This window comes from Rhizobium sp. BK376, assembly GCF_004341625.1.
In the GTDB taxonomy this organism is placed as follows: domain Bacteria; phylum Pseudomonadota; class Alphaproteobacteria; order Rhizobiales; family Rhizobiaceae; genus Rhizobium.
In genome coordinates this window covers 36601-50494 of record NZ_SLZG01000010.1, presented here as the reverse complement: position 1 = coordinate 50494, position 13894 = coordinate 36601, and the positions used below count along the sequence as shown (strand labels likewise).

General features: G+C 60.6%; 12 protein-coding genes. 9 read left to right on the top strand and 3 right to left on the bottom strand.

All coding sequences use genetic code 11. The features are described 5' to 3' along the window. Positions 1 to 28 precede the first annotated feature (28 nt). Genes EV561_RS21890 through EV561_RS21880 form a run of 3 tightly spaced genes read right to left on the bottom strand, consistent with a single transcriptional unit; the run spans position 29 to position 3386 of the window. Positions 29 to 1168 carry an ABC transporter permease gene (locus EV561_RS21890; RefSeq protein ID WP_165927880.1) on the bottom strand — a complete coding sequence of 380 codons (1140 nt, stop codon included), beginning with the start codon at positions 1166 to 1168 and terminating at the stop codon, positions 29 to 31. A gap of 23 nt (positions 1169 to 1191) precedes the next feature. After that, positions 1192 to 2736 (bottom strand): sugar ABC transporter ATP-binding protein, encoded by a 1545-nt coding sequence (locus EV561_RS21885; protein ID WP_132524440.1) that lies wholly within the window; start codon positions 2734 to 2736, stop codon positions 1192 to 1194. Further along, positions 2733 to 3386: a DUF2291 domain-containing protein gene (locus EV561_RS21880; protein WP_132524439.1), complete on the bottom strand. Its 654-nt coding sequence runs from the start codon at positions 3384 to 3386 to the stop codon at positions 2733 to 2735. The genes EV561_RS21885 and EV561_RS21880 overlap by 4 nt, the downstream gene beginning before the upstream one ends. 756 nt (positions 3387 to 4142) lie before the next feature. On the opposite strand from EV561_RS21880, the gene EV561_RS21875 reads away from it, so the two are divergent. From EV561_RS21875 to EV561_RS21835, 9 genes are all read left to right on the top strand, one after another. Continuing rightward, positions 4143 to 5108 carry a sugar-binding transcriptional regulator gene (locus tag EV561_RS21875; protein WP_132524438.1) on the top strand — a complete coding sequence of 322 codons (966 nt, stop codon included), beginning with the start codon at positions 4143 to 4145 and terminating at the stop codon, positions 5106 to 5108. A gap of 51 nt (positions 5109 to 5159) precedes the next feature. Further along, positions 5160 to 6749, top strand: coding sequence for an FGGY-family carbohydrate kinase (locus tag EV561_RS21870; RefSeq protein ID WP_132524437.1), 1590 nt, complete (start codon positions 5160 to 5162; stop codon positions 6747 to 6749). Between the two features lie 36 nt (positions 6750 to 6785). After that, positions 6786 to 8297, top strand: coding sequence for a glycerol-3-phosphate dehydrogenase (locus EV561_RS21865; protein ID WP_132524436.1), 1512 nt, complete (start codon positions 6786 to 6788; stop codon positions 8295 to 8297). Between the two features lie 10 nt (positions 8298 to 8307). Next, entirely contained in the window at positions 8308 to 9240 is a 933-nt protein-coding gene (locus EV561_RS21860) for a TIM barrel protein (protein WP_132524435.1), read from the top strand. A 128-nt stretch (positions 9241 to 9368) separates the two neighbouring features. Then, a complete protein-coding gene (locus tag EV561_RS21855) occupies positions 9369 to 10151 on the top strand; it encodes a DeoR/GlpR family DNA-binding transcription regulator (RefSeq protein WP_132524434.1) in 783 nt (260 codons plus the stop codon). Next, on the top strand, positions 10141 to 10908 hold the full coding sequence (locus tag EV561_RS21850) for a triose-phosphate isomerase (RefSeq protein ID WP_132524433.1): 768 nt from the start codon (positions 10141 to 10143) through the stop codon (positions 10906 to 10908). The genes EV561_RS21855 and EV561_RS21850 overlap by 11 nt, the downstream gene beginning before the upstream one ends. A 42-nt stretch (positions 10909 to 10950) precedes the next feature. Then, positions 10951 to 11403: an RpiB/LacA/LacB family sugar-phosphate isomerase gene (locus EV561_RS21845; protein WP_132524432.1), complete on the top strand. Its 453-nt coding sequence runs from the start codon at positions 10951 to 10953 to the stop codon at positions 11401 to 11403. Between the two features lie 256 nt (positions 11404 to 11659). Further along, positions 11660 to 12430, top strand: coding sequence for an SDR family oxidoreductase (locus EV561_RS21840; protein ID WP_132524431.1), 771 nt, complete (start codon positions 11660 to 11662; stop codon positions 12428 to 12430). 178 nt (positions 12431 to 12608) lie between these two features. Then, on the top strand, positions 12609 to 13811 hold the full coding sequence (locus EV561_RS21835) for an MFS transporter (protein WP_132524430.1): 1203 nt from the start codon (positions 12609 to 12611) through the stop codon (positions 13809 to 13811). Positions 13812 to 13894 lie beyond the last annotated feature (83 nt).

The following is a 13894-nucleotide window of genomic DNA, read 5'->3' as shown; positions in this document are numbered from 1 at the left end:
TTTCCTCCTTGGTTGACTATAAGGCCGGTTATCCGGCTGCCTTCTCGCGAGCGGCATCAGCCTGACGCGCTTTACCCCCCTGTTGCGGAGAAGTCGGTTGGCCGTTGCTGGGCGTAGCGGGTGCCTTGGCGCGACGGCGATACTGGACGGCATTGAGCAACACCGCGAGCACGATGACCGCGCCGGTGAAGACTGTCTGCCAATAGGACGAGATACCGATGATCACGAGACCGTCGGACAGGAACCCGATGACGAAGGCACCGAGCAGGGTTCCGCGAATATTGCCCCGGCCGCCGGTCAAGGCCGCGCCGCCGATGACGACAGCGGCAATGGCCGTCAATTCATAGGAGGTACCGGCAGTCGGGCCGGCCGACGTCAGCTGCGAAGACAGGATCAGGCCGGCGATCGCCGCGCAGATGCCTGAGAGCATGTAGACCGTAATCTGAACCGTCTTGACCGGAACGCCGGAAAGCTCGGCGGCACGCTCGTTGCCACCGGATGCATAGAGCCAGCGGCCAAAAGCAGACCGGTTGAGCATCAGGCTTACCAGGATCGAAATGACGACCAGAACGACGACGCCGATCGGAACGCTGAACAGGCGGTTGAAGCCGAGCCAGTCGAAGCCGGTATTGCCAAGCTCAGGCTTGCCGCCGAGATTGTTGTAAGTCAGGCCGTTGGTGATCAGCAGCGCAAAACCGCGCACCACATACATGACGCCGAGGGTCGCGACGAAGGCCGGAACCTTGAAACGGGCGATCAGCACGCCGTTCACCAGGCCAACAAGCGCGCCGAGCACGCAGGCGAGAATGGCGACGACCCAGACCGGCGGATAAAGGATCACGCCGAACCAATGCAAGGTGACGCCTTGCATCATGAAGCCGGCGACGATGCCGGCAAGGCCCAGCGTCGAGCCGACCGAGAGGTCGATACCGCCGTTCAGGATGACGAGCAGCATGCCCACGGCGAGAATGCCGAAGATGGCGACGTGCTGTGCCATGGTCAGGAAGTTGCTGACCGAGAAGTAATAGGGCGACAGGAACGAGAAGACGACGATGATCGCGATCAACGCGAAAAACGCGCGTCCCTCGAGCAGCAGCTTGCCCAGATTGAAGCCATCGCTGAACATGCCCTGGCGGCTTGGTTTGATGGTTGGACCGGCATTGGCCATGATCAGTGCTCCGTTATTCTAGTTTAGGCTTCGATCACGGCTTCGCCCGAGGCGGCCATGATCTGCTCTTTTGTGACGTCGGATCCGAACTGTGCCGAAATCCTGCCGCGCCGCATGACGATGATGCGGTGCGCGATGCTCAGGCATTCGGAGACCTCGGACGTGGAATAGAGCACCGCAATGCCCTGCGTGGCTCGCTCCGCCAGCAGCTTGAACACTTCGGCCTTCGCTCCGATGTCGATACCGCGGCTTGGCTCGTCCAGCAGGACGACCTTCGGGTTTGTTGCCAGCATCTTGCCGATGACGACCTTCTGCTGGTTTCCGCCCGAGAGCGATCCAATGGCAGCCCCGCCGCCTGAGGTTTTGATGTGGACGTTGCGGATCGACTGGTCGATGAGGCCGCGCTCACGCTGCGACGACAAGAGCATGCCCCTAACGAAGCTGCGGATGCTGGCAAGCGACAGGTTCGATCCGACGGTCATGGTCTGCACCAGGCCGTCGCGCTGGCGGTCTTCCGGCACCAGGGCGAGGCCCTGTTCAATGCGCTGTGCGATCGTCAATCTGGAGACGTCTTTTCCTTCCAGCAAGACCTGCCCGCCGGTCGAGCGAAGGCGGCCGGCGACGCATTCCAGTAGTTCGGTTCGCCCGGCGCCCATCAGGCCATAGATGCAGACGATCTCGCCGGCGCGGATATCGAGCGACAGACGATCGACCAGCGAAAAGCCTGAGCCGCCCGGATCGGGGACGCTCAGGTCCTTGATCGACAGAGCGACGTCGCCGAACTCATAGCCTGTCGGCGGGGAGCCAAGGTCGAAGTTTTCGCCGACCATGTTGCGGACGATCCATTCGAGATCGATATCCTTGGCTTCGGCCTTCGCGGTCATGGATCCATCTCGAAGTACCACCGCATAATCCGTGATCTGCAGAGCTTCTTCGAGATGGTGGGAGATATAGACAATAGAAACGCCGCGGCTGGTGAGGTCGCGGATAACCTTGAAAAGGACTTCGACCTCAGTGGCGCTCAGCGCCGAAGTTGGTTCGTCCATGATCAGGATGCGGGAATCGACCGACAGCGCGCGGGCGATCTCGACGATCTGCTGCTGGCCGAGGCGAAGCTCCTCGACGGGTGTCATCGGATCGATATCCTCGTTGAGATCTTCCATCAGCTGGCGGGTCTGGCGTGCTTCCTCGGCGAAGTCGACGCCCGATGCGTTCTTAATCTCGCGGCCCATGAAGATGTTGTCGCGGACGCTGAGGTTCGGCGCGAGGCTGAGTTCCTGGTGGATGATGGAGATGCCGCGGTCGCGCGCATCCGTCGAGGAGGAGAAGGTGACTTCCTCGCCGTCGAGAATGATTGAGCCCGAGGTCGGCGTTACAACGCCGGACAGGATTTTCATCAGCGTCGACTTGCCGGCGCCGTTCTCACCAAAGAGCGTCGTCACCTTGCCGCGGCGAATGTCGAAATTGACGCCTTTCAAGGCGTGTACGCTGCCATAGGATTTGGCGACGTTGCGGGCGGCAAGGACGGTGTCGTTCGCGCCCGGGGCGATTTTGGACGCGACGCTCATTGGACATCCAACTTTACAGGAGTGACGAGCCAGCTTTTCGGGTTGATCAGCTGAAACGCACCAACGACCGAAATGGTCTTTCCCGTCAGATTGCTGTTGTCGATCTTCGACAGAACCTGCTTCTTCATCTCGTTGTTGAGAGCCGATCCGGCGTTCTGATATTCGATCTGGTTGGTGAATTGCTCGAAGTGAATGGTGCCTGTCGCATCGCGCAGGTCTGTTCCGTTAATGGCCGGACCTGTCTGAACGCGGATCATCACATCGCCCGGGACGCCGGGAACGGTCACGGCGTAGACACCCGATTTCCCAGCGCCGACGACGCCCGTGAACTTGACGGAGATCTCAGGACCGATGCCGCCAGGAATGCCGTATTGCTTGGCGGCAGCAGCCTTGTCGGCGGCAATTGCCGTTGCAAGCGTATCAGCGCTGACAGCACGTCCCTCGATTGCCGTCTGTATCTTCGGGAACTCTGATGTGCCGTAGGTGTCGGGGGAGAAGGCGCCTGAATCGGACGCTTCCGACCCGATTTTGACAATCTTTGTGTCGAGCGCCATGGCAGCGAGCAGGACGATGGTCGCGACGGAGGCAATGGTGATACGGACGCCGGGTTTGACGCGCCTGTTCGTGGAAGTGCCAGCCTGGAAGCTCATTGTACGACAACCTGTAAATTGGGTAGAGACTGCCGCGAGGAGCCGGCTCCTGCGGCGGCGTTTGCGAATATGGCGAGAGGCCATGCGGTGAGAGCCAAGGTCGGCCGTGCAGAGGCGATGGCAGCAAAGCCCATCGAACCTTCCAGCCCGATACAAGCTGGTCGCAACTTGGCGGCCGCGAGTGCTTTTTTCTGTATGACCATGTGCCTCCTCCGATTCACCGCTTTTTGCAACGGGATGAAATCCCATCGCTTTTCAGCGTTTTCTGGTGGTCTTCCTCGCCCCTGAAGCGCCACCGTTGTGATATCTCTGTGTTATTAACCATCTCAGCTATGTGATATCTATGATGGCTTGTCAATCACCCGCCGGACTTGCGTTGCGTGAAAGAAGGTGCGGCAGCTTCGATATTCGCCTTTCTTACGGCTCAGCCGCCACCGATATCAACAACTCTCGCAACGAAACCCTATCCATGGCTTCTTCACCTAAGCGACCGAAAAACCTTATAAAAAGGTAATTTTGCGCATTGTTGCTCACCGAATTGATCTGCGGACATCGAGCAAGCTCACGTCTTTTGCCGAGCTGTTTCCGATGCTGGAACGATTGCGTCAGCAAGCCTGACGATCGTTCTCAAGAGGCCGGCGACGAGTTTCCTCCTTCACTCACCGATGTGATCTTGTTGACATATGTTATAAATAATGCAAAAAAATGCAAGCGATAAAAAAAATTTCAGAAATGACGAGATGCTTCGGAGGAGACATGGCCCGGCCCGCCGTAAAACGCAGCAATGAAGACAGCCTCGCCATCCGCGCGGCGTGGCTTCACTATGCTGCCGGTCTCACCCAGGCCGAAGTCGCCTCCAGACTGGGCGTAACCAATCTCAAGGCGCATCGTTTGATCGCCAGAGCCAACCAGAATGGCGCGGTCAAGATCACCATTGATGGCGATGTCGCGGAGTGCGTCCTTCTGGAGATGAAGATCTCGGCCCGCTACGGATTGGAATATTGCGAGGTAACGCCCGACCTTCATGAAGAGGGCATGCCGCATCGTGCCATGGGTATCGCAGGGGCGGGCTTCCTTCAGCGCGAGATAGAGAACCTGCAGGGCGGCATGATCGGCATCGGTCATGGCCGCACCTTGGCTGCTGCGGTCGCGGACATGCCGCGCATGGATGCAGGCAAGGTCCAGTTCGTATCATTGATGGGCGGTCTGACGCGGAACTATTCGGCGAACCCCTACGATGTCATGCACCGTCTTGCGGAAAAGACCGGTGCCTCCGCCTTCGTGTTGCCGGTGCCGTTTTTTGCCAATTCGACAGAAGATCGTGAGGTACTCCTTGCGCAGCGCGGAGTGCGGGAGGTCTTTGGCCTTGCTGCGCGGGCCGATCTGCTGGTCGTCGGTATCGGCACCGCCGAACCCGAAGCGCAGCTTGTCGCTTCGCAGATGATCGAGGTCTCGGAGATTCGTGAGGTTCGTGATCTGGGCGGTGTCGGGGAAATGCTTGGCCATTTCTTCGATCGAACAGGCAAGCCGATCCAGACGTCGCTCGCGGCACGCACCCTGTCTCCCGATCTTGCGGGCCTGAAAGGACGCAGGATTGTTGCCATCGCGGGCGGGCGGGAGAAGGTGGAGGCGATCAGGGCGGTCCTGAAAAGCGGTTGCCTTCGTGGTCTGATCACCGATGAGCGTACTGCGCAAGCGCTGGTCGCGGGGGATCCGGCGTGAGGAGTGGCCGTGTGATCAGTCGCGGGCTTGGAACGGAGGAGACGTGTTTTTATGCGTGAGGCTGGACGCGATATTCTGATTGGCATCGACGCCGGAACCTCTGTCATCAAGGCTGTTGCCTTCGATCTGGCGGGACGGCAGATCGCGGCGGCATCCGTACCGAACCGATATGTCACGCGGACCGACGGCGCTGTCCTGCAGTCTCTGGACCAGACCTGGGCCGATTGCGCGCAGACGCTGCGCGATCTCGGAGCCAAGGTGGACAATCTTGCGAACCGCGTGGCGGCGGTCGCAGTGACAGGGCAGGGCGACGGCACATGGCTCGTTGGGTCTGACAACCGCCCGGTCGGCGACGCATGGCTCTGGCTCGATGCCCGCGCGGCGACAACCGTCAGTCGTCTGTCCAGCACTGTGGGTGATCGCGTCCGCTTCGAGGCGACAGGCACAGGCCTTAATACCTGCCAGCAGGGCGCGCAGCTTGCTCATATGGACCGCACGCAGCCGGATTTGCTCGACAGAGCCGAAGTCGCGCTGCACTGTAAGGACTGGCTCTATCTCAACCTGACCGGCGTGCGCGCCACCGATCCTTCCGAGGCGAGCTTTACCTTCGGCAATTTCCGGACGCGCCGGTACGACGACGACGTCATCGATACGCTGGGTCTGATACGTCGCCGTGCGCTGCTGCCCGAGATCGTCGAGGGAACCGAAATCGTCCATCCGCTGCTGCCGGAAGCAGCGGCCCTTTGCGGATTGCGCGCCGGGACACCCATCTGCCTCGGCTACGTCGACATGGTGATGACGGCGCTCGGAGCGGGTGTGCGCACCGGCGGAAAGAACGCCGCCTGCTCGACGATCGGTTCGACCGGCGTGCACCTTCGCGCAAAGCCGGTCCCCGAAGTTCATCTCAACGATGAGCGAACGGGATATGTCATCACGCTGCCGATGCCCGGGATCGTCACCCAGGTGCAGACCAATATGGGCGCGACGATCAACATCGACTGGCTTCTCAAGCTTGCCGCAGAACTGATGAGCGAGGGTGGCCGAGCCGTTCGGCCGGAAGAGCTCGTCTCGCGCGTCGATCAATGGTTTTACACGAGCCGCCCGACGGGGCTCCTCTATCATCCCTATATATCGGAGGCCGGCGAACGCGGCCCCTTCGTCAATGCCTATGCGCGGGCAAGCTTCACCGGGCTTTCGATCCGCCACGGCTTTGCCGACCTCATGCGCTCCGTCGTCGAAGGTCTCGGCATGGCGACGCGTGACTGCTACGCGGCCATGGGCGACATGCCGGAAGAGCTGCGCCTCACCGGCGGGGCGGCACGTTCTCGCGCCCTGCGCTCTTCACTTGCGGCGGCGATCAATGCGCCGGTGCGTATTTCCGAGCGCGAAGAGGCGGGAGCCGCCGGCGCTGCGATGATGGCGGCCGTCGCGATCGGGGCTTATCCCGACATGGACGCCTGCATCGCCGATTGGGTGACGCCGCTGCTGAAGACGGCCGAAGAGCCCGATCCGGCCGAGGCCGCACGCTATGATCATCTTTATTCTGCGTACGTCCAGGTACGCCAGGCGGCAGCGCCCGTCTGGGACACGCTTGCCGATCCGGCATCCTCGCTGCAATCCGAAACCTCGCAGCCCAGGTGACGCCGACAATGCCACAGGCATCCAAAGGAGCATGACATGACCGAGCCCAAAATCGTGGACCTGCTGGTGATCGGCGGCGGCATCAATGGCGCGGGCATCGCCCGCGACGCCGCCGGCCGCGGCCTGTCCGTCGTCCTCTGCGAAAAGGACGATCTGGCGGAAGGGACGTCCTCGCGTTCAGGCAAGCTCGTCCATGGCGGCCTGCGCTATCTCGAATATTACGAATTCCGCCTCGTGCGCGAGGCGCTGATCGAGCGCGAGGTGCTGTTGAAGGCTGCCCCGCACATCATCTGGCCGATGCGCTTCGTGCTGCCGCACAGCCCGCAGGATCGTCCGGCATGGCTGGTCCGGCTTGGCCTCTTCCTCTACGACCATCTCGGCGGCCGCAAGCGGCTGCCCGGCACGCGCACGCTCGACCTTCGCCGCGATCCGGAGGGGATTCCGATCGTCGACCAGTACACCAAGGGTTTTGAATATTCGGACTGCTGGGTCGATGACGCTCGCCTCGTGGCGCTGAACGCCGTCGGCGCGGCCGAAAAGGGCGCGGTCGTGCTGACCCGCACCCCTGTTGTGACAGCCCGCCGCGAGAACGGTCTCTGGACGGTTACCACGAAAAAGAGCTTTACCGGCGAAACCACGACTTACCGCGTCAAGTGTCTCGTCAACTGCGCCGGTCCCTGGGTATCCGACGTCATCGGCCGTGTCGCCGGCTCCAATTCCAGCCGCAACGTCCGCTTGGTCAAGGGCTCGCACATCATCGTCCCGAAATTCTGGCAGGGCGCCAACGCTTATCTCGTGCAGAACCACGACAAGCGGGTGATCTTCATCAACCCCTACGAGGGCGACAAGGCGCTGATCGGCACGACCGATATCGCCTATGAAGGTCGCGCCGAGGATGTCGCTGCCGACGAGAAGGAAATCGACTACCTGCTTGCGGCGGTAAACCGCTATTTCAAGGAAAAGCTGCGTCGGCAGGACATTATCACGACCTTCTCCGGTGTCCGCCCGCTTTTCGATGACGGCAAGGGCAACCCATCTGCCGTCACCCGAGACTATGTCTTCGATCTCGACGAGACGGGCGGTGCGCCGCTGCTTAACGTTTTCGGTGGCAAGATAACGACGTTCCGCGAACTGGCGGAGCGCGGCATGCAGCGCCTGAAGCATATTTTCCCCAACATGGGCGACAACTGGACAGAGCATGCGCCGCTTCCCGGCGGCGACATGCCCGATGCCGATTACGAGACCTTCGCTAACAGCCTGCGAGACACCTATCCCTGGATGAACCGCAAGCTGTTGCATCACTACGGACGTCTCTATGGCACCCGCACGAAGGCTGTTATCGGCAACGCCACCGGGTTGGAAGGGCTTGGCCGGCACTTCGGCGGCCAGTTCTACGAGGCGGAGGCCCGCTATCTCGTCGCCCGCGAATGGGCGCAGACGCCTGACGATATCCTCTATCGCCGCACCAAGCATTATCTGCATCTGACCGAAGCCGAGCGCGAGCAGTTCCGCCAGTGGTTCTCTTCCACCCAGCTCGCCGCCGCCTGAGGATATAAGAATGGCCCTGACGCTTTCCCTGAACACCAATCCTCTGGTGAACCGCTTCGCCGAGCCGGGAGACCTGGTCGACACCGTTGCACACCAACTGAAAATCCGCGATCTCCAGCTGACGCACGAGTTCATCAACCCGTCCTGGCAAGCGCCGGTTATTCGCCGGCTGACGCGGGACATGAAGGCGGCGCTGAAGCGTACCGGCGTTCGCGTAACCTCCGGCATGACAGGCCCCTATGGCCGTCTCAACCATTTCGGCCATCCCGACGCCGATGTCCGGCGTTACTATGTCGACTGGTTCAAGACATTTGCCGATATCACTGCCGATCTCGGCGGGACGTCGGTCGGCACGCAGTTCGCGATCTTCACCTACAGGGACTACGACGATCCGGCACGGCGCGAGGAGCTTATCCAGATTGCCATCGACTGCTGGGCCGAGGTGGCGGAGCATGCGAAGGCGGCGGGCCTGAGCTATGTGTTCTGGGAACCGATGTCGGTCGGCCGCGAGTTCGGCGAAACGATTGCTTCCTGCCTGGCGTTGCAGAAGCGATTGACGGCGGCGAATATGGCCGTGCCGATGTGGATGATGGCGGATATCGATCATGGTGATGTCACCAGCACCAATCCGGACGACTTTGATCCTTATGCCTGGGCGAGGGCGGTCCCGCCATATTCGCCGATCATCCATATCAAGCAGTCGCTGATGGATAAGGGCGGCCATCGGCCGTTCACTGCCGAGTTCAACGCGAAGGGACGGATTCAGCCGGAGCCGCTTCTTGCAGCCTTTCGCGAAGGCGGCGCTCGCGACAACGAGATCTGCCTCGAACTCTCCTTCAAGGAGCGGGATCCGAACGACAGGCAGGTCATCGATCAGATTGCCGAATCCGTTGCGTTCTGGGCTCCTCATATCGACACGGGGATCGCCGATCTCAATTTGTGAGCCTGTGTGAAATATCACGACCAAAATCACAAAACGTCGTCGCGATCTTGATCTTGCAGCGAAAAATGTTACATACTGGAGACATAATCACAATATAACATGTGATATGTTGAGTTAGGAAACATGCGATGAAACTGGACGATCGGCGTCAGCAGATTGTCGAACTGCTCATGGAGGCAGGCTCGGTCACGCTCGAAGAGCTGGCGCAGCGATTCAACGTGTCCAAGATGACCATCCATCGCGATCTCGATGATCTCGAGAGTGCCGGCATGTTGCGAAAGGTGCGCGGCGGGGCGTCGATCGAGACGAGCCTGCAGTTCGAGAGCGATTATCGTTACCGCGAGCGGCGAGACGCCGAAGAAAAACGGTGCATTGCGCGTGCGGCGGCCGATCTGATCGAACCGGGCATGACCGTCTTGATCAATGACGGTACGACTGCGGGACTCCTTGCCGAGCTTCTGCCGGAAAAGCGGCCGCTGACCGTGATCACCAACAACATGGCTGCGATCGGCGCGCTCTGGAATGCCAATGGCATCAACCTGCTCGCCCTCGGTGGCAACTACTCCCGAAAGTTCAACGGTTTCTTCGGTCTGGTGACGGAAGAAAGCCTCATGCGGTTACGGGCGGATGTATCTTTCATCTCGGCTCCGGCCGTCAGCGGCATGGCCTGTTTTCACATGGACCACGAAGTGGTGCGCACAAAGCGTCTGATGATTTCGTGTGGCGCGCGCTCTTATCTGTTGGTCGATCACCAGAAGTTCGGGCGCACCGCGTTGCACCATCTGGCCAATCTGACCGAATTCGAGGCGATCATTACAGGTGCTGCGCTGGAGCGGAGCATTTCGGCGCCCTTGGTGGATGCGGGCATCCGCTTGATTTCAGTGGGAGAGGAGAGAACCCATGAGCAATAGGCCCTTCTGGATCGGTACGAGCTGGAAGATGAACAAGACCCTTGCAGAGGCGCGGGCCTTTGCCGATGGCCTGATTGCTGCCGAGGGCGATGCAGACCCACGCTTTCAGCGTTTCGTGATCCCGCCGTTCACCGCGATCCGCGAGGTCAAGGCGATGCTCGTCGGCACCTCGGTCAAGGTCGGGGCGCAGAACATGCATTGGGAGGATCGCGGCGCGTGGACAGGCGAGGTCTCGCCTCTGATGCTGGTCGATTGCGGCATGGATATCGTCGAGCTCGGCCATTCGGAGCGTCGAGAGCATTTCGGCGAGACCGATGAGACGGTCGGCCTGAAGGTCGAAGCGGCGGTGCGGCATGGCTTGATTCCGTTGATCTGCATCGGCGAGACGCTGGCCGATCGCGAAAGCGGGCATGCCGACGAGGTGCTGGCAACCGAAGTGAAGGGTGCGCTTCAGGCGCTGTCGCCGGAACAGCGGGCAGCGCCGATCCTGCTCGCCTATGAGCCGGTCTGGGCGATTGGCGAACGCGGCATTCCCGCACGGGCGGACTATGCCGACGAGCGCCAATCCAAAATCATTGCGGTGGCAGAAAGCATTTTGGGCCGCCGGATACCCTGTCTCTATGGCGGCTCGGTCAATCCCGGCAATTGCGCCGAGCTGGCGGCCTGCCCGCATGTAGACGGGCTTTTCATCGGGCGTTCGGCCTGGAACGTTTCAGGATACCTGGAGATTCTGGCGCGGGTCGGCGCGGCCATCTGATCAACCCATCGCAGCGTTTCGCTGCAAACAAGGAGAAATGTCATGAAACTTGCAATCGCAGGCGATAGCGCCGGAACCGGTCTTTCGCACGTACTGGCCGAGTATCTCAAGGACAAGCACGAGGTCACCGAGCTTTCCAAGAACCCTGAAGGTTCCGATGAGTTCTACGCTGGTCTCTCGGACCGTGTGGCATCTGCGCTTCTGCGTGGCGAATATGATCGGGCAATCCTGGTCTGCGGCACCGGCATCGGCGTCTGCATCTCGGCCAACAAGGTCCCGGGTATCCGCGCAGCACTCTGCCACGACACCTATTCGGCTGAACGCGCCGCATTGTCCAACAATGCGCAGATCATCACGATGGGTGCACGCGTGATCGGAACCGAAGTGGCAAAGTCGATTGCCGACGCCTACCTGGCGCAGACCTTCGACGAACAGGGACGCAGCGCCTCGAACGTTGCGGCTATCAACGAGCTGGATGCGAAATACCACGACTGAGTCGTGCAGCATTCCGGCCGATGAACTGAAGTGATTAAAGCGGCTCTTCCACGCGCCTTGATGGTCCGTGGAGGAGCCGTTTGCGTTGTGCGCCCTGGCGAAACTTATGTTGTACGGCGTGCTGTAGCGCGACTTGGAAATAGGGTCTTGCATGCGTGGGGTCAGCGGTCGACACTCACCCGCGGTTACGAGGAACGGTGCGCCGGAATGGGAGCGGCGAGCCATCCCTTCGTTCAAACATTGCGGGAGGAGCGCCATGGACGGGACAAAGCAGGTCGATCTCAATTTTTCGCTGAGCGGCAAGATCGCTCTCGTTACCGGCGGAGGCTCGGGTATCGGCAGCGCCATCGCGTCTGCCTTTGCCGTGAAAGGTGCCGTCATCGGCGTGATCGACGTGAATGAAGGCGCGGCGAAATCCAAGGCGGACGAGCTTGGCGGCCGCACAAGGTCATTCGTTTGCGATGTCTCCGACCCGCAATCGGTCGGCGATATGGTCGCGGCTGCGGAGGCGGCTTTCGGCCATATCGATATCGTCGTGAACAGTGCCGGCGTTGTCATGCTTGCGCCGGCTGAGGACCTGCCGATCGATTTCTGGGACAAGACGATCGACATAAACCTCAAGGGCACGTTCCTCGTTTCACAGGCAGTCGGACGCGTGATGATCGGGGCGGGGAGGGGAGGCAAGATCATCAACCTTGCTTCTCAGGCTGGTACTGTCGCGATCGATCAGCATGTCGCCTACTGCGCCTCCAAATTCGGAGTTATCGGCCTGTCGAAAACCTTGGCCGCCGAATGGGGAAAGCACGGCATCAACGTCAACACCATTTCGCCGACTGTCGTTCTGACCGAACTGGGCAAGAAGGCATGGGACGGGCCACGCGGAGAAGCCTTGAAGCAACGCATACCCTCCGGCCGTTTCGCCTTTCCGGAAGAGATCGCGGCAGCCGCCGTCTTTCTGGCATCGAACGGTGCCGACATGATCAACGGCGCCGATCTTCTGGTCGATGGCGGCTATACGATTATCTGATTGTCTCGAGGGAATTTCTGGGATCGTCGTTCAAACCGTTCGCTTAAAGACTGCCAACAAATAATCTCTCGGGGACTGTCGAAATCGCTGCGGCCCGTTCGTCTTCATATCAGAGCTACGCGGCGCTCGGACGCAGCGTATTCCAGAGAGCAGTCTCGGATCGGGAGGATGAGCAGGCATGAGTTCTGGCTATCGTTGGGTTATCGTTGCAGCTGGCGCACTGATGAGCTGCGTCGCTATCGGTGCGATGTTTTCCCTGGCAATCTTCCTGGAACCGATGGCCGCGGCCACCCATTGGTCGCGCGCGGGCATATCAAGCGCAATGACGCTCAATTTCCTCGTCATGGGCGTTGGAGGTTTCGCCTGGGGCGCGGCAAGCGACCGCTTCGGTGCTCGCCCGGTCGTGCTGATCGGGGCGGGGCTCCTCGGTCTTGCCCTCGTTCTGGCAAGCCGCGCTCAGTCCCTGCTCGAGTTCCAGCTGATTTACGGGATATTGGTCGGTCTCTCCGCCAGCGCCTTCTTCGCGCCGATGATTGCCGTAACGACCGCGTGGTTCGACGAGAACCGCAGTCTTGCGGTCTCATTGGTCTCCGCCGGCATGGGCGTTGCGCCGATGACGATTTCACCTTTCGCGCGATGGCTGATCCTGAATTACGGCTGGCAGACCGCGATGTTCTCGATCGGCATCGTGGCCTGGGCTCTTCTCTTGCCGGCCGCCCTCCTCGTGCGAAACCCGCCCGTTCTTGCAAAAGAAATCTCGATGGCGGAGCCGGCCGCAGCGGGCGACAAGATGCCGCTTTCGCAGGTCTTCACCTCGCCGCAGTTCATCGTTCTGGGATTGACCTACTTTGCCTGCTGTGCCGCCCATTCGGGGCCGATCTTCCATATGGTCAGCTACGCTACGATCTGCGGCGTCGCGCCCATGGCTGCCGTCAGCATCTACAGCGTCGAAGGCCTGGCGGGTCTGGGCGGACGGCTCCTCTACGGCACGCTTGCAGACAAATTCGGGGTGAAGCCGGTTCTGGTTGCAGGCCTCCTTGTGCAGGCGCTTGCGCTGGCGACCTATCTGACGGTCAGCAGGCTTGGCGAATTCTATGCGTTGGCCGTGGTTTTCGGCAGCGCCTATGGCGGCGTCATGCCGCTCTACGCGGTCCTCGCCCGCGAATATTTCGGCGGTCGTGTCATCGGCACGGTGTTTGGCGCCGCCACTATGCTGTCAAGTATCGGAATGGCCATCGGCCCGTTGATCGGCGGCTGGATCTTCGACACTTTCGCCAATTATTCCTGGCTCTTTATCGGCTCGGCCATGGTTGGGCTCGGAGCAGCAGCAATCGCGCTTGCCTTCCCGCCGCTGCCACAGGCGCGGCTTCAACAGGCCTGATGATATAGCGGCTGCCTTGCCAAAGCCGATATTGACAGAAGGGTAAAGGAAGCCGAAGCTTATGGCGAGAAAGGCAAGAAGCG

Excerpts from the sequence above, each read along its gene's own strand:
- EV561_RS21890 (WP_165927880.1), bottom strand. The coding sequence starts at position 1,168 with ATGGCCAATGCCGGTCCAACCATCAAACCAAGCCGCCAGGGCATGTTC.
- EV561_RS21885 (WP_132524440.1), bottom strand. The coding sequence starts at position 2,736 with ATGAGCGTCGCGTCCAAAATCGCCCCGGGCGCGAACGACACCGTCCTT.
- EV561_RS21880 (WP_132524439.1), bottom strand. The coding sequence starts at position 3,386 with ATGAGCTTCCAGGCTGGCACTTCCACGAACAGGCGCGTCAAACCCGGC.
- EV561_RS21875 (WP_132524438.1), top strand. The coding sequence starts at position 4,143 with ATGGCCCGGCCCGCCGTAAAACGCAGCAATGAAGACAGCCTCGCCATC.
- EV561_RS21870 (WP_132524437.1), top strand. The coding sequence starts at position 5,160 with ATGCGTGAGGCTGGACGCGATATTCTGATTGGCATCGACGCCGGAACC.
- EV561_RS21865 (WP_132524436.1), top strand. The coding sequence starts at position 6,786 with ATGACCGAGCCCAAAATCGTGGACCTGCTGGTGATCGGCGGCGGCATC.
- EV561_RS21860 (WP_132524435.1), top strand. The coding sequence starts at position 8,308 with ATGGCCCTGACGCTTTCCCTGAACACCAATCCTCTGGTGAACCGCTTC.
- EV561_RS21855 (WP_132524434.1), top strand. The coding sequence starts at position 9,369 with ATGAAACTGGACGATCGGCGTCAGCAGATTGTCGAACTGCTCATGGAG.
- EV561_RS21850 (WP_132524433.1), top strand. The coding sequence starts at position 10,141 with ATGAGCAATAGGCCCTTCTGGATCGGTACGAGCTGGAAGATGAACAAG.
- EV561_RS21845 (WP_132524432.1), top strand. The coding sequence starts at position 10,951 with ATGAAACTTGCAATCGCAGGCGATAGCGCCGGAACCGGTCTTTCGCAC.
- EV561_RS21840 (WP_132524431.1), top strand. The coding sequence starts at position 11,660 with ATGGACGGGACAAAGCAGGTCGATCTCAATTTTTCGCTGAGCGGCAAG.
- EV561_RS21835 (WP_132524430.1), top strand. The coding sequence starts at position 12,609 with ATGAGTTCTGGCTATCGTTGGGTTATCGTTGCAGCTGGCGCACTGATG.